15 protein-coding genes are annotated in these 13,931 nt (G+C 63.5%); 10 read left to right on the plus strand and 5 right to left on the minus strand.

The window, feature by feature from the left end:
* On the minus strand, positions 1-1,394 hold a 1,394-nt coding region (gene ilvD / locus ACIPUB_RS08785; RefSeq protein WP_407607023.1), incomplete at its 3' end, for a dihydroxy-acid dehydratase.
* Between the two features lie 117 nt (positions 1,395-1,511).
* Between ilvD and ACIPUB_RS08790 the strand changes: the two genes are divergently transcribed.
* Complete coding sequence (locus tag ACIPUB_RS08790) at positions 1,512-1,979, plus strand: hypothetical protein (protein WP_302265840.1); 468 nt, start codon at positions 1,512-1,514, stop codon at positions 1,977-1,979.
* 42 nt (positions 1,980-2,021) lie between these two features.
* On the opposite strand, the gene ACIPUB_RS08795 is transcribed toward ACIPUB_RS08790, so the two are convergent.
* From ACIPUB_RS08795 to ACIPUB_RS08805, 3 genes are all read right to left on the minus strand, one after another.
* On the minus strand, positions 2,022-2,384 hold the full coding sequence (locus tag ACIPUB_RS08795) for a hypothetical protein (RefSeq protein ID WP_407607024.1): 363 nt from the start codon (positions 2,382-2,384) through the stop codon (positions 2,022-2,024).
* An 85-nt stretch (positions 2,385-2,469) separates the two neighbouring features.
* Positions 2,470-2,733, minus strand: coding sequence for a hypothetical protein (locus tag ACIPUB_RS08800; RefSeq protein WP_302265837.1), 264 nt, complete (start codon positions 2,731-2,733; stop codon positions 2,470-2,472).
* Positions 2,734-2,777: 44 nt separating this feature from the next.
* Positions 2,778-3,398: a cysteine hydrolase family protein gene (locus tag ACIPUB_RS08805; protein WP_407607025.1), complete on the minus strand. Its 621-nt coding sequence runs from the start codon at positions 3,396-3,398 to the stop codon at positions 2,778-2,780.
* 541 nt (positions 3,399-3,939) lie between these two features.
* Between ACIPUB_RS08805 and ACIPUB_RS08810 the strand changes: the two genes are divergently transcribed.
* The 7 genes from ACIPUB_RS08810 to ACIPUB_RS08840 all read left to right on the plus strand — a co-directional run bounded on the left by ACIPUB_RS08810 (position 3,940) and on the right by ACIPUB_RS08840 (position 9,431).
* The gene (locus tag ACIPUB_RS08810) at positions 3,940-4,200 is read left to right on the plus strand and encodes a GlsB/YeaQ/YmgE family stress response membrane protein (protein ID WP_302266451.1); all 261 of its coding nucleotides are present in this window, start codon (positions 3,940-3,942) and stop codon (positions 4,198-4,200) included.
* Positions 4,201-4,527: 327 nt separating this feature from the next.
* The gene (locus ACIPUB_RS08815) at positions 4,528-5,205 is read left to right on the plus strand and encodes a DUF6766 family protein (RefSeq protein WP_407607026.1); all 678 of its coding nucleotides are present in this window, start codon (positions 4,528-4,530) and stop codon (positions 5,203-5,205) included.
* Between the two features lie 2 nt (positions 5,206-5,207).
* Complete coding sequence (locus tag ACIPUB_RS08820; protein WP_407607027.1) at positions 5,208-6,347, plus strand: acyl-CoA dehydrogenase; 1,140 nt, start codon at positions 5,208-5,210, stop codon at positions 6,345-6,347.
* Positions 6,341-7,714, plus strand: a complete 1,374-nt coding sequence (locus ACIPUB_RS08825; protein ID WP_407607028.1) for a PIG-L family deacetylase — start codon at positions 6,341-6,343, stop codon at positions 7,712-7,714. The genes ACIPUB_RS08820 and ACIPUB_RS08825 overlap by 7 nt, the downstream gene beginning before the upstream one ends.
* Positions 7,707-8,468 carry a glycosyltransferase gene (locus tag ACIPUB_RS08830; RefSeq protein ID WP_407607029.1) on the plus strand — a complete coding sequence of 254 codons (762 nt, stop codon included), beginning with the start codon at positions 7,707-7,709 and terminating at the stop codon, positions 8,466-8,468. Before ACIPUB_RS08825 ends, ACIPUB_RS08830 begins: the two co-directional genes overlap by 8 nt.
* Before the next feature lie 234 nt (positions 8,469-8,702).
* The gene (locus ACIPUB_RS08835) at positions 8,703-8,942 is read left to right on the plus strand and encodes a lipopolysaccharide assembly protein LapA domain-containing protein (RefSeq protein ID WP_407607030.1); all 240 of its coding nucleotides are present in this window, start codon (positions 8,703-8,705) and stop codon (positions 8,940-8,942) included.
* 63 nt (positions 8,943-9,005) lie between these two features.
* Positions 9,006-9,431, plus strand: a complete 426-nt coding sequence (locus tag ACIPUB_RS08840; RefSeq protein WP_407607031.1) for a hypothetical protein — start codon at positions 9,006-9,008, stop codon at positions 9,429-9,431.
* A 123-nt stretch (positions 9,432-9,554) separates the two neighbouring features.
* Here ACIPUB_RS08840 and ACIPUB_RS08845 read toward each other — a convergent pair whose 3' ends face one another.
* Positions 9,555-11,981, minus strand: a complete 2,427-nt coding sequence (locus ACIPUB_RS08845) for an ATP-dependent DNA ligase (protein WP_407607032.1) — start codon at positions 11,979-11,981, stop codon at positions 9,555-9,557.
* Between the two features lie 479 nt (positions 11,982-12,460).
* Between ACIPUB_RS08845 and ACIPUB_RS08850 the strand changes: the two genes are divergently transcribed.
* Together ACIPUB_RS08850 and ACIPUB_RS08855 are read left to right on the plus strand one after the other, a co-directional pair.
* Positions 12,461-12,877: a CBS domain-containing protein gene (locus tag ACIPUB_RS08850; RefSeq protein ID WP_407607033.1), complete on the plus strand. Its 417-nt coding sequence runs from the start codon at positions 12,461-12,463 to the stop codon at positions 12,875-12,877.
* 562 nt (positions 12,878-13,439) lie between these two features.
* Positions 13,440-13,898, plus strand: coding sequence for a GNAT family N-acetyltransferase (locus ACIPUB_RS08855; protein WP_407607034.1), 459 nt, complete (start codon positions 13,440-13,442; stop codon positions 13,896-13,898).
* Positions 13,899-13,931 lie beyond the last annotated feature (33 nt).

A 13,931-nucleotide genomic window follows, 5' to 3' on the forward strand; every position in this document is an offset into this window, starting at 1 on the left:
ATGGCGCCGGTGATCGCAAGCATCTCGCGCATACCCGGGCCGCCCTTGGGTCCCTCGTAGCGGATGACCACGACGTCGCCGGCGTGGATCTCGCCGGCATCAAGAGCGGCCAGGGCTCCCTGCTCGCGGTCGAAGACCCGAGCGGTGCCCTCGAAGACGTCGGCGTCGAAGCCGGCGGACTTAACGACGGCTCCCTCGGGTGCCATGGTGCCGTGCAGCACGGTGATGCCACCGGTCTTGTGGATCGGGTTGTCCAGCGCGCGCAGGATCTTGCCGTCGACATCCGGCGGGTTGATCGCCTCGAGGTTCTCGGCAACGGTCTTGCCGGTGACGGTCAGGCAGTCCCCGTGCAGCAGGCCGGCGTCCAGCAGGGCCTTCATGATCACCGGCACGCCGCCGATCTTGTCCACGTCGGTCATGACGTAGCGGCCGAAGGGCTTCAGGTCGCCCAGGTGCGGGATCTTGTCGCCGATGCGGTTGAAGTCGGCCAGGGTCAGGTCCACCTCGGCCTCGCGAGCGATGGCCAGCAGGTGCAGCACGGCGTTGGTGGAACCGCCGAAGGCCATGGTCACGGCGATCGCGTTCTCGAAGGCCTTCTTGGTCATGATGTCGCGGGCGGTGATGCCCTTGCGCAGCAGTTCAACAACTGCCTCGCCGGAGGCGCGGGCGAACGCATCGCGGCGGCGGTCAGCCGAGGGCGGGGCGGCGGAGCCCGGAAGGCTCATGCCCAGGGCCTCGCCGATGCAGGCCATGGTGTTGGCGGTGTACATGCCGCCACAGGCACCTTCGCCGGGGCAGATCGCCTTTTCGATGCGGGTGAGGTCCTCGAGGCTCATCTTGCCGGCGGCGCAGGCACCCACGGCTTCGAAGGCGTCAATCAGGGTGACTTCCTTTTCGGATCCGTCTTCCAGCTTGACCCAGCCCGGCATGATCGATCCGGCGTAGAGGAACACCGAAGCCAGGTCCAAGCGGGCCGCTGCCATGAGCATGCCGGGGAGGGACTTGTCGCAACCGGCCAGCAGCACCGAGCCGTCAATGCGCTCGGCCTGCATGACAACCTCGACGGAGTCGGCGATAACCTCGCGGGAAACCAGCGAGAAGTGCATGCCCTCGTGGCCCATGGAAATGCCGTCGGACACGGAGATGGTGCCGAACTGCATCGGGAATCCGCCACCGGCGTGGACGCCCTCCTTGGCGCCCTGGGCCAGGCGGTTCAGCGAAAGGTTGCAGGGCGTGATTTCGTTCCACGAGCTCGCGACGCCGATCTGCGGCTTGGCGAAATCGTCATCCCCCATGCCGACGGCGCGGAACATGCCACGGGCCGGTGCTGCATGGATGCCGTCGGTCACGACGCGGCTGCGAGGCTTGATATCTGGGGCAGTGTCCTGGCTCATGCCCTTGATTGTATGGCTGACCGGCACCTAGGCCGAACCCGTGACGGTGGACCGACATATTTCGCCCTGCGTATACGGGACATGTGTTCGAAACCTCCATTGGATAGGGTGGAAGCCATGGAGACACTCAATGTTGGATCCGACGACGTCCTCAAGCAGCTCTTGCACGAGGCTTTCGACACCCAGATCCCCAACTACGGCAGCTACAACCTGGTGGCTGCCGTGGGCAGCTCCGGATCCGCGGGGCTGAAGGTGATCGGCTTCCGCCGCGAGCCGGCCGAACTCATTCTTTGCCCGCTGAATCCCGAAAACCTGCAGCCTACTGAGCGCGCGGTATCGGTCAACAACACCAACGTCTCCCACGTGGCATTGGTCCTCGACGGCGGCTACGAGGTCGGCACCAGCACCGGACGCGTCTACCGCTTCAATGTCCCGGCCCGGCTGTCCCTGAATATCCCCGCGGTCGGGCACGAAGGCACGCGACAGCCGACTTCCGGCATCCTCGCGCAGGATGACGACGCGCAAGAATTCGCTGAATTCATGAATGCGTTCATGGACAGTCTCGACCCCGCAATCACTCCGTAGGTCTGGCCCGCGGCCAGGAACAGGGACCCGTTAATCGCCTCGTTAGAACTGTTCCCCCTCCGGGACATCCGGCGGCAGGGGCCGGCCAAGGACGTCAAGACCTCCGGCTTCCTGGCCTGCGGCATCGGTGGGTTCCTCAACCCGCGCGCCGGCAGGAGTTTCCAGGTCTTCCTGCGTCGCGGCCCGGCCCTCCTCAGTCAATGGAAGCGCATCTTGGGCACGCGCCTCGTTGCCGTTCAACGCGTCCGCTGCGCGATGTTCATCGCGCAGCGGGTCCATGGTGTCGAGGGTTCGCGGATCGTCGGAGGAGCCTTCCTGCACAGGTTGTCCGTCACGGCCGTCCATGGGTTTTCCTTCTGCTTCTTCATCGCGGCCCGGTTCGCGTTCGGGGGTATTCAAAGACATGGTGAACTCCTTGTGCTGGGTAGTTGCTGGTTCCTGATACGAAAGGCCGCGGGGCCTGCCGCGGGCCCGTGGCTGTGAGGTCCGGCTACATGGGTTCGTTGGTTGTCCCGCCCCTGGGGTTGTCGAGCATGCCGGGTCCCTTCAACGCCCGGTATAGGCCGTATCCCGCCATGCCCAGACCAATGAGGACGCCAATCCACATGGGAGAGGCAAGACCCTCGCCCGGCTGCTTCCCGGCCATGATGAATAGCCCAAAGACAATCACCAAGATGACACCGGTGACCATGAGCGGGGCTCCCCTCCTCTGGAAGAAGGACTTCTTGCTGGGTTGTCCCGGCTGGGTGCTCATATCATGCTCCGTTCCTGTTCAGTGCCGTGCTTCGAATGGTTCGACTACTTCGTGCCGCGCCCCTGGACTTGCTTGGCCAGATGCCCATCGTGGGCAGCGAGTAGGGCGTCGGTGGTGACGATGTGTTGGCGGTACTCTGCTTGAAGCAGCCCCAAGGTGGATTTTTCGAAATCGGGGTCGGATGAGGCAATCGCGTCGGAAACCAGCCAGACACGAAGATCGTCGGCATATGCGTCCGCCGCTGTCGAGGCAATGCACGTGTGGGACGAAACGCCAGCCATAAGGACGGATTCCACTCCAAGCCGGTCCAGTTGCTCGCTCAGGTCCGTCCGCCAAAAGGCACTGTCCCGTCTCTTGATGATCTCCGTGGAATCGCGGACGTCGAGGCCCACCAGGTTTTGTGCCTGTTCACTGCCCTCGAACAAGAATCCCTGGTCGTCATCGAGCATGCTGAGTGTCCATGTGCTTTTGTCCCGCGCATGTTCGGTCCTGACATTGAAGATGGGCATCCCCATCGAACGCGCGAGCCCGGCAAGTTCATTGCAGTGCCGCACCAGGGATTCGCGGTGTCGCGCCAGGATGGGGTCCTCGAAGAACGCATTTTGCATGTCAACGATAAGCAGGGCTGTTCGTTCGGAAAGCTGCGAAAGTTCTTGCACTGGCACTCCCGTCCTCATTGGCACTCGGCCTTGGATCTTGTGTCCACCGTAGGCCGGGCACTTCGTGTGCGCAACGGTTCCGCGGGCTCCCGGCAGGATTGTCGCAGGTGCCGCCTCTCAGTCGCGCAATCGTCAGCGCAGTCGCATCCAGATCGCTCTTCCCGGCGGCCCATCAAGCCTTTCAGGAAGCAGTTGGGCAGCTGTGTCGCTCCGGGCCATTCAGTCCTCTCCCCCCTCGTGGTGGAGTGTGCCATCCTTGTTGGCCGGGATAATCGGACATTTGCCAAAGGAAATGCTTCTGCGTGGTTGGCACAAGACTGCACAGAATTCGTTTTGCGGCCGTCTCGTAAAAAGGTGCTCCGGCAGTCGGAGCCTGACGCGATCCATGCTGATGCCATCGACCCGGTGGAGCGTCGACCGATCGAGGGTTACCGTTTTCCCGACGTTACATTTAGCTATCCATCTGCACTTTCTTCGTTGTAGGGTCAAAGAGTGCATCGCCACAATGATGCTGAAACTGGACCTTCATCCGAAAAGGAGAAAAGTTATGGGTTTCATTGGTTGGATTGTTCTAGGACTGATTGCCGGAGCCATTGCAAAGGCAATCAAACCGGGTGACCAAGGTGGCGGCTGGATCGCCACCCTTCTGCTCGGAATCGTCGGCGCCGTTCTCGGCGGCTGGATCGGATCGGCAATCTTCGGTGTTGGGATCAACGAGTTCTGGTCGCTCTCAACATGGTTGCTGGCCATCGGCGGAGCGTTGCTTGTCCTCATTATCTGGGGACTGTTGACGCGCAAGAAGGCCTGACCGCTGCACATGGGGGGGTGGGTTGCCGCGGCCAACGCCGGGGCAACCCATCTTCCTCCTTAACTGCAGGAACCGTTGACAAACGGCGTTGCAATGTTGATTTTCCATCGGCCAGCGGGCGTCTTTGTCCCCGCTCCCGTGAGCGTGTTGCCTCAGGTGACGTCATCTGTGCCCTTGTTCGCAGTGCCGAAACGCAGTTCCCTTTACGTGGATAGCCGTAGGCCATACGCTCGCGTCATGAGGACTCAATTTGCTTTGTGGCTTGGAATGATACTGAGCGGGCTTACGTTCATGGCCATCGTCAGTTTTTCCGGGCGGTGATTGTCAGTGGCCAAAGCAATCAGAAACCAAGGGCTCAGCATCTGTTTCGCGGTTCTTTTCATCGGCGCCCTCGTGGGCCAGTCATTTGCGGGACTTGCGGTTTACAACGAAGACCAGATCGCCCACGGAGCCGCTGGCCTCGGATACTGGGAATTCGTGACATCGAGCAATTTCGTTGTCGATGTCGCGGAGAACTGGCAGTCGGAGTACCTGCAGTTCTTCCTCTTCATTTTTGCGACAATATGGTTTGTCCAGCATGGTTCGCCCGAGTCCAAGAAGCCAGGCGACGAGGGGCCCGACAGCGACGAGAACCAAATGGTGGGTCGCTTCGCCAAACCGGATTCCCCCAAATGGGCCAAGGCAGATGGCTGGCGGCGGCTCGTGTACTCCAATTCCTTGCTTTTGGTCATGGGAGCCGTTTTCCTGCTTTCGTGGTGGTTGCAATCGGTGGCCGGGACCGTGGTGTTTAATGCCGACCAACTGGAACACGGGCAGCCGGAGGTCGGGTGGTTCGGTTATGTGACCAGCGCCGATTTCTGGGACCGGACACTGCAGAACTGGCAATCCGAGTTCCTGGCCGTGGGCAGCATGGTCACCCTCTCCATCTTCCTGCGCCAGCGCGGCTCGGCCGAGTCAAAGCCCGTGGGCACCCCGCATCACGAAACCGCCACGGAAGGAGAATGACAATGTTGAGCGAGCCACGACTGACGCAACACCACATTGGCGGCACTGAAATAACGGCACGCGGATCCAGGTCGGCAACAGGCCCGAAGGAGCCGGCCACCGTCGCCTTCACTTCACTGGCAACAACTTCGCGCCTGGAATGGGATCTGGCACCTGCTCTGGTCGATGCCGCCTATACGTGCGCCGGCGATCCGGTGCCGATACTCGGACTACTGGCCTCCTCCGTCGAGTCGCCGCCCACACCCGGCGACGGGCGAACTGTCGACCTGTGGGAGTTCCTGGCCACGCTGGCCTGCGTCGACCTCGCGGCCGCCCGAACGGTTGAGCCGCATCTGGACGCCGCGGGAATCCTCGCGCAGGCGGGACTCCCCTGGCCCGCCGGAAGCACCTGGGGAGTCTTTGCCGCCGAGGGCCGGCCCAAGCTTGTTGCCGCCGCCCCGGCACAACCGTCAGGCCCCTGGGTTCTGGAAGGACAAAAGCCATGGTGCTCCCTGGCCGCGACACTGGACCGTGCCGTCGTCACGGCCCATGTCCCCGGCGGGCGCCGAGCCTTCATGGTGGACCTGAAGCAACCTGGCGTGATCGCGCACCATGGTCACTGGGCCAGTCACGGCCTGAACAAGATCCACAGCGAGGCAGTGCAATTTGACCGTGCCCCGGCCCTTCCCGTTGGTCCGACCGATTGGTACCTGGACCGGCCCGGATTCGCCGTCGGGGGCGTCGGAGTCGCCGCCTGCTGGTTCGGCGGCGCGGTCGGGATCTTCCGCGACCTCTTCCGCTCCGCCCAGTCTCGCGAACCCGACCAGTTGGCCCTGGCTTGGCTTGGCGAAGCCGACCGAATGCTGGCCTCCGGGGCTGCCATGCTTCACTGCGCGGCGCAGGCGGCCGACCAGGGAAGCCTCGACGAGGTTTCCGCCCAGCGGGTGCGTGGACATGTGGCGGGGATATGCGAACGCATCATCGCCATTGCAGGGCAGGCCATGGGACCCGGTCCCCTGGGCTTCGACCACCAACATGCCCGAAGGGTGGCCGACCTGGGAATCTACATCCGGCAACACCATGCCTCCCGCGACGACGCAGCACTGGGCGGGCTGCTGTTGAAGGCCCCCAAAGCGGCGGAAGGAGGTTCGTGCCCATGGTGAGCTTTACCCACCTGGAACCCGGCACCGAGGAAACCCTCTGGCTGGCAGCCGGCGTGACAAAATTGCCCGCCCTTCCCATGGACTGCTTTGCCGGGGCGGCACACTCACTGGTGGTGCTCTCCGCGCACCCGGACGACGAAACGCTCGGCGCGGCGGGACTGATCCACCAGGCGCTGCGCGCCGGAACGGCAGTCCACGTGATCGTGGCCACCGCCGGCGAGGCGTCCCACCCGGATTCACCCACCCACTCGCCCGAACGCCTCGCCGGCATTCGGGTCGCAGAACTGGCCCAGGCACTCGGGGAGCTCACTCCCGACTCCCCCGGCGCCGGCACCCTCACCTTCGAAACCCTGGGCCTGCCGGACGGCTCGCTGGCGTCTCACAGTCGGCAGATCCAGTCCGCCATCAGGAAGGCGACGGCCAAGGGCCGGACCACGCTGGTGGCCCCATACCGCCGCGACGGCCATACCGACCACGACGCGCTCGGTGCGCTGGCGGCAAGCCTAGCCGACGAACTGGGCCACGGCCTGCTGGAATACCCCATCTGGTACTGGCACTGGGCCACGCCGGAGCGGGACACCGAGTGGGAGCACTGGGGTTCGCTGGCCATGGATGCCGACACGACCCGGGCCAAGACACGGGCCACCGAATCCCACCGTTCCCAAGTGGCTCCGCTGTCCGATGCACCGCAGGACGCGCCGCTGCTTCAGGACTCCTTCCTTCAACACTTCCGACGCACCATTGAAACGTTTCGGTTCACTCCCCCGGGATATCGGGATTCCGCCACGGCATCCGCCACCTTTGACGGACTGTATGAGCGTCGGCCCGATCCATGGGATTACTTGGGAAGCGCCTACGAACGTCGCAAGCGCGCGATCACGCTCGCGTCGCTTCCCCGGTCCCGGTACGGCGCCGTCATAGAGCTCGGTTGTTCGATCGGGGTGTTGAGCCGGGACCTTGCACAACGTGCCGACACCCTGCTGGCCGTTGATGCGAGCCGGGTTGCCCTGGAATCAGCGGCCCCTCGCCTGGCCGGCTTCAACCACGTGGTGCTCAGTCAAGCGGTACTGCCCCACGAGTGGCCCGATGTCATGCCCGGATCCCAGGACCTGGTCGTGGTCTCGGAAATCGGGTATTTCCTGGCCGCCGACGAACTTGACCTCTTGTACGCGCGTTGTCTCGAGGCGCTTTCCGCGGGAGGGCACCTTCTTCTGTGCCACTGGCTGCATCCGGTGAGCGGCTGGCCGATGGACGGTGCCCAGGTGCATGCCGCCGCGCAAGGTCTGGGTCTGGCGACCAAGGTGCTGCACCGGGAAACAGATTTTGTGCTGGAAGTCCTCGAAAAGGCAGGCGGGAACGATGGATGACAGGCTCTCGGCGATCGTCATTGTGGTGCCTGCACGCAACGAGGAGGAATTGCTTGGCGCATGCCTCTTGCGTCTGGGCAAGGCCATGGACCGGTTGAACCGTGCCAGGCCCGAGCTCGAGATTCGGCTCACCGTGGTCCTTGACCAATGCCGGGATTCGTCACCGGCGCTCGCGGCATCCTTTGCTGCCAACGACCCGCGTCTGTCGGTGCTTTCGGTGGGATGCGGGGTGGTAGGGGCCACCCGGGCAGCGGGAATAGATTTCGCCCTCGAATCCCTGGCCACTGATACCCCGGCGCGTCATTCGCCGGAACGCATCTGGATTGCCTGCACGGATGCCGATACCCGGGTCCCGGTGCACTGGTTGACTCGCGCCGTGAAGCTGGCGGAGTCCGGGTCAGACGTCATCGCCGGCACCGTGGAGCCCGACAGCGCCGACATGGACCAGGCATTTTATGCATTGTGGTGGCGAGACCATGACCGCGGGGAAGGCCATGGCCACATCCACGGGGCAAACCTGGGTTTCCGGGCCTCCGCATATTGCGCGGTGGGCGGGTTTGATCCGGTTCCGGTGAGCGAGGACGTCCTGTTGGTTGAAAAGCTGCGCAGAAGCGGGGCCAGGGTCACGGCCACCGGAAAAATCCACGCGATCACCTCCGGGCGGATGCAGGGAAGAGTGGGGTCCGGCTTCGCTGGGTATCTTCGAAAGCTGGCGCAGCGCCACGTGGAGCATGCCGGAGAACACGGTTCCTGAGGGAGCATCGCAATCCCCTTGCCACTTCGTGGCGATGCGCATATGTTGGCCACAGGGGCCCTGATCCCGGCCTCCAGGGCATCCTCCCGCAGTTCCTTCGATTCGGCACCGCACCGAGAAATGGGGAAGCAAATGGTTGAAAACCCGGGGAAACGTGCCGAACCGGACGCCGTGTCCGGTAAACCCATCCGTCATCGGCCAACCAAGAACGTCACGGCGACGACACGTGCAGGGGTGATTTGGACATTCACCATCGTCGCCATCGTGGTGCTGATCCTCCTGGTGATATTCATGATGCAGAACCAGACCCAGGCGACCGTCAACTTCCTCGGATTCCAAGGGCAGATGGCCCTTGGTGTGTCCATGTTGCTTGCGGCCGTGGGCGGGGCAGTCGTCGTGGCCATTGTCGCGGCGGTACGCATCATCCAGTTGCGAAGCCGCGCAGGTACCGCGGCCAAGCGCCTGGAATCCTGACCAAAATCGCATCCGTTGTGGGCGAACGTAGTTTCACATGTCAACAGCAGAGAGGATCCAACGATGCATGATCTCGAAAAACAGATGAAGACGATCCAGACCCAACTCAAGCACTGGGCGGAGAAGGCAAAGCAGGAGTATCCCAGCCAGTTGGAGGCCTCCGTGCGCCACGCCGTGGACCGGATGGACCCGGCCGGGCTGGCCCGGGCATCCGAGGAGGTCGTGGCCACCGTGACGGGTAACCGCAAGACGGCCCGCCGTGCCCGGAAAGCTGTCGAACTGGCCTTGCGCAACGCCCAGCGGAAGGCAGGCAGCAAGCACAAGGGCCGTGGTCGGGTGTTGGCCGTCCTCGGCACCCTGGCAGTCATCGGGGTCCTCGTCGTGATCGTGCTTCGCCGTGCCGCTGGACCCCACGAGCGGAATCTGGGAGCCGTCAAGTTGCACGCCGACGACACGACCGAGGGCGTGGATCCGGACCTCGGCGAATAACCCGGGCTGTGCCCGGAGGAAGGGCACCGGCGGCCTTGCTTCCCCCCCCATTTCCCAGGGGGATGTCGAGGGGCCGGCGCCCTTCTTGTGTCCGGCGCGCCACGGAACCCGCCTTGCAGCGGCTCAGTCTTCCCAGACCACCTGGGCCGGGTCCTTGTCTTCGCGCCAGCCGCGCCACACCGGATGGCGCAACCTGCCGCCCCCGGTCGTCTCGCCATAGCGCACCTCGCCGACGAGCTTGGGCGAAACCCATACCGCGTCATGGCTGTCGGCGGCCGGCACGTCCTTGGCCGCCGGTGTCTTGCGCCGCAGCTTCTCCAGCTTGGTCCGGGCGGCTTCCAGTTGTCGGTCGGTGAATCCGGTGCCCACCCGCCCGGCGTAATGCAGTTCGCCTCCCTTGGGAACTGCCAGCAATAAGGATCCCACCGTGTCTGCGCGGTTGCCCTTCCCATGGCGCCAACCAATAACAACGACTTCCTGGTGGCGGTCGTGTTTGACTTTCATCCAGTCCCCCGAGCGCTTTCCCGGGCGGTAGCGGCCATCGAGCCGCTTGGCCACGATTCCTTCCAATCCGAGTTCCGTGCTGGTTTCCAATGCCTCTTGCAGGGAACCATCATGGGCCTCGGGGATGTGCACGTGCTTGCCCGTGCGTACCTGGGAGACCAACAGCTTGCGCCGGTCGGCGTAGGACCGGTCCGTGAGGTCTTCCAGTTTCCCGGTCTTGGCGTTCGGCAAACGCAGGGCGTCGAACAGCATCAAGTGCACCGGCGCCGCTTTGGCGCTCTTCCCACCGTTGCCGGAGTTGCGGGTTTGCAGCAACCCGAAATTGGGGCGGCCGGCGGCGTCAAGTGCAACAATTTCCCCGTCCAACACGGCCCCGTCCGGGGCCAGTCCCGCAATTTCCTGCAGTTCGGGGTAACGTCCCTCGAGGGCCTGGCCATTGCGGCTGCGCAGGGTCGCCGTGGCTCCGTCAACCGTGGCCAATGCGCGGTACCCGTCCCATTTCATTTCAAAAACCCACGCCCCGTCCGCGTCGATGTCTTCCTCGGTTCCTGCCTGGGCGAGCATTGGTGCCGGCACGGCGGTGGACCGGGCTTCGGGCACCTCGTCGTGGGCTTCCGGATCGGGCGCGGGTGGTTTCTGCGGCTTGGGCTGGTCCTTCATCAGCTGCAACAGCCAGTTCTTCGCATCCCCCATCCCCGGCGTGTTGATCAGCGCGTATCGCCGCGGCACCCCGCCCAGTCCCCCGTCCGGGCGGCCGTGAAGCACGGCAATCACTTCGGAGTCCTCCCGCCATTTCTCGATCTCGCAGTCCCCGGAGTCCCAGAGCTTGACGGTCCCTGCACCGTATTGCCCGCGCGGGATCTCGCCCTCGAACTCGGCGTAGTCAAGCGGGTGGTCCTCGGTCATGACAGCAAGCCGGTTCTTCTTGGGTTCCAGCGGCGGGCCCTTGGGCACGGCCCAGGAGACCAACACGCCAGAATGCTCGATCCTGAAATCCCAGTGCAAGGCTCGTGCGTGGTGTTCCTGAATGACGAAGGTGGAGCGGCTTCCGGGTCCCGCAGGGTGGGGCGCGGGTGCCGGAACCGGCTCTGGGGTTTGGTCCGGGTCGCGCTTGGATCGATATTCGGCCAGTCTGTCAGGGGTGGCCACGGGGATCTTGCCCAGCGCTGCCATGGGATCGATGGAATCCTGCACTCGCTCCAGGACCTCATGGAAGTCGAGTTGGGCCAGCCTGAGTTGACCGATCTCGTCCCAGGTCCGCGGTGCCGCCACCGTGGGATGTGTCCGTCCGCGCAGAGAATATGGACAGATAGTGGTCTTGGCGACGCTGTTCTGGCTCCAGTCCAGCAACACCTTGCCTTCGCGCAGGGACTTCTTCATGTCGGAGACCACCAGATCCGGGCGTTCTCTCTGCAGTTGGGACGCCAGCTCCTTGGCCACCAGCGAGACCTGTTCGGAGGTGTGTTTTCCATCTAGTGCGGCATAGAGGTGGATGCCCTTGGACCCGGACGTCACCGGGTAGGCGACCAGATCCATTCCCTCGAGTAGTTCCCGGCACAGGAAGGCGACCTCGGCGCATTCGCCCAGTCCCGCACCGGGTCCCGGGTCCAGGTCCAACACCATCCGGTCCGGATTCATCGGCTTCAGGTGTTCGTCAAAGCGCCACTGCGGCACATGGACCTCGAGGGCAGCCAACTGCGCGAACCACGCCAGCACCGCGGGCTCGTTGACCATCGGGTAGGTGTTCACGTGGTCCTTGTGGGTGATGTTGGCCCGCGGGATCCATTCGGGGGCAGAGTCCTCCAGGTCCTTGCGGAAGAACACCTTGCCCGGCTTCTCCCCGGTCCCGACTCCGTCGACCCAGCGCTTGCGCGTTGCCGGCCGCCACGCCGCCTGCGGAATCAGGACGGTGGCCACATCCGCGAAGTATTGCATGACTTCGCCCTTCGTGGTCCCGGTCTCCGGGTAGAGCACCTTGTCCAGATTGCTGACCTTTAGCCGCCTGCCCGCCACCGAGACAGTCTGTTCCTTGGCACGCGTTGCCATGGGCAATTCCTTTCCCTTGCCTTCAACTGTGCCGTGGCCCTGCCCCGATGGCCAGCCTTTGTGCCCCAACGAAGCAAGTTCCCCCTCGCGGCAGGCCATGGCCATGCGCCGGTCGACAAGGTGCAATTCCCTAGACATGGCCGCGCTGTGCTGCGTAGCGTTTGGACTGTTGAACACCGGTCGTCCCCAGGCACCGCCAGGCCGGCCATCCAGGGTTGGTTCGTCCCTGGCCCCTCCACCCGCTACATCCATTCGCCGTCTTTCCGGGTCGCGGCTGCTTGTCCGGCAAGCGCCGACGGCCAACCTTGCGCGAACGAAGCATGAACCCCGCAAAGGTTTCCGGTGATTTGGTGAAGAAGCACAATCCGGTGGGGTCTTGAACCATGGATCCGCGCCGAGCCCTCGAAGGCAACAACAGGGATACTCTCCGTTGCCAGCCCCAATCACCAACACACGGAATCAAACACGCAGGAGGAACAATGGCAACCGCACGAGAAATCATGACGGGCTCGGCCGAATGCATCGGGGAAAATGAAACGCTGGAAGAAGCAGCACGCAAGATGCTTCAACTCGATGTCGGATCATTGCCGATTTGTGGGGAGGACAACCGGTTGAAGGGGATCATTTCCGACAGGGACATTGTCACCAAGTGCGTGGCCCAGGGCGGAGACCCGCGTACTACCCGAGCCGGAGAACTGGGCGAGGGCAAGCCCGTTACCATCGGTGCCGACGACAGCATTGAGGAAGCCATCTCCACCATGCAGACCCACCAGGTCAGGAGACTTCCCGTCATTGACGGACATGAACTGGTCGGAATGCTCAGCCAAGCCGACATTGCCAAGAACTACCCCGAAGACAGGGTCGGCGATCTCGTCAAGTTCATCTCGCTCGACTGAGCGCCGGCCATAATAGGGCCCGCCCCACCAACACCCGTTGAGTTGCGCCCGCAGGATTTCCCTGCGGGCCCCGCGGTGTTTCGACCTGTTCAACGGCACGCCGCCCGGGATTTCGGCCGGCGAGCCGGCAACGTGGTCCGTGTCATTCGCGAATACTCCAGAGTCCCCTTGCGTGCTCCATTCTTCATCGAGCCTTCGTCCCAACGAATGGACGCGGAAATGCTCTCGGTACGGCGGCTAACGGCTCGGTGCCAGTGTCACACACGGGAGCGGGCTCAACCCGCTCCACCGCGAGGGCCAGAATTGGACGAAACAAGCTCCAGTGTTTCAACGAACGATACGAAACTTTCGCGGTATTGCCTTCATCGGCACTTCTTTGTAATCTAAAAGTGGTTCAGCAGTGGGCCGTGGATCCTTCGAAAATGGAGCACTCCATGAAACTGCCTGTTGGCTTATCGCCGTGTGAACCCGCAGTACGATTCCTACCCTCCAGTACTCCGCATGGACCAGGCTCGGCCGGGCACGCCCTCAGCCCCCTGTCCGCAGAGCGCAGGTTGGCGCGATGAGGGTCATTGAGAACAACCAGGAATTGCTCCGATACCAGCTCTACGAGTTGGGAGATTTGGCCGGTTTCGTCCAATACAGCATGCAGGGCGACGAACTTTGGCTGCACTACACACAGCTCAAACGTCGATATAAGTCTGCCGAACTCATCGAGGAGCTGTTGCTCCACGTGCTGGATGATGCACACCGCCGGCGACTGGCCGTCATGCCGTTCTGCCCGGCCATGCGGCTGTTCATAGCCGATCATCCACAGTACCGGCGTATGATTCCGGAGGCCTGGCAGGATCGTTTCCTGTCAGCGCAGACGGCGGCGCTCAAACCGATGGACAAGGTCCGCTACACCGGTTCGCCGAAACGGCGCAGCACCGCTGCCCATGCACACGCAGCCACGCCGGTCGGCCTCGAACCTTCGTATACGGCCTCCAGGCAACCACAGCCACGCCTGAGCGGTGCCTAGGCCAGACTCCGGCGGATCAACGGCGGGTGCGGA

The organism is Paeniglutamicibacter sp. ORCA_105, from assembly GCF_045798545.1.
GTDB classification, from domain to species: domain Bacteria; phylum Actinomycetota; class Actinomycetes; order Actinomycetales; family Micrococcaceae; genus Paeniglutamicibacter; species Paeniglutamicibacter sulfureus.

What these genes read in the sequence shown, in the direction of transcription:
- ACIPUB_RS08820 (WP_407607027.1), top strand. Translation starts at nt 5,208, where the DNA reads ATGTTGAGCGAGCCACGACTGACGCAACACCACATTGGCGGCACTGAA.
- ACIPUB_RS08840 (WP_407607031.1), top strand. Translation starts at nt 9,006, where the DNA reads ATGCATGATCTCGAAAAACAGATGAAGACGATCCAGACCCAACTCAAG.
- ACIPUB_RS08850 (WP_407607033.1), top strand. Translation starts at nt 12,461, where the DNA reads ATGGCAACCGCACGAGAAATCATGACGGGCTCGGCCGAATGCATCGGG.
- ACIPUB_RS08810 (WP_302266451.1), top strand. Translation starts at nt 3,940, where the DNA reads ATGGGTTTCATTGGTTGGATTGTTCTAGGACTGATTGCCGGAGCCATT.
- ACIPUB_RS08800 (WP_302265837.1), bottom strand. Translation starts at nt 2,733, where the DNA reads ATGAGCACCCAGCCGGGACAACCCAGCAAGAAGTCCTTCTTCCAGAGG.
- ACIPUB_RS08825 (WP_407607028.1), top strand. Translation starts at nt 6,341, where the DNA reads ATGGTGAGCTTTACCCACCTGGAACCCGGCACCGAGGAAACCCTCTGG.
- ACIPUB_RS08855 (WP_407607034.1), top strand. Translation starts at nt 13,440, where the DNA reads ATGAGGGTCATTGAGAACAACCAGGAATTGCTCCGATACCAGCTCTAC.
- ACIPUB_RS08795 (WP_407607024.1), bottom strand. Translation starts at nt 2,384, where the DNA reads ATGTCTTTGAATACCCCCGAACGCGAACCGGGCCGCGATGAAGAAGCA.
- ACIPUB_RS08845 (WP_407607032.1), bottom strand. Translation starts at nt 11,981, where the DNA reads ATGGCAACGCGTGCCAAGGAACAGACTGTCTCGGTGGCGGGCAGGCGG.
- ACIPUB_RS08790 (WP_302265840.1), top strand. Translation starts at nt 1,512, where the DNA reads ATGGAGACACTCAATGTTGGATCCGACGACGTCCTCAAGCAGCTCTTG.
- ACIPUB_RS08830 (WP_407607029.1), top strand. Translation starts at nt 7,707, where the DNA reads ATGGATGACAGGCTCTCGGCGATCGTCATTGTGGTGCCTGCACGCAAC.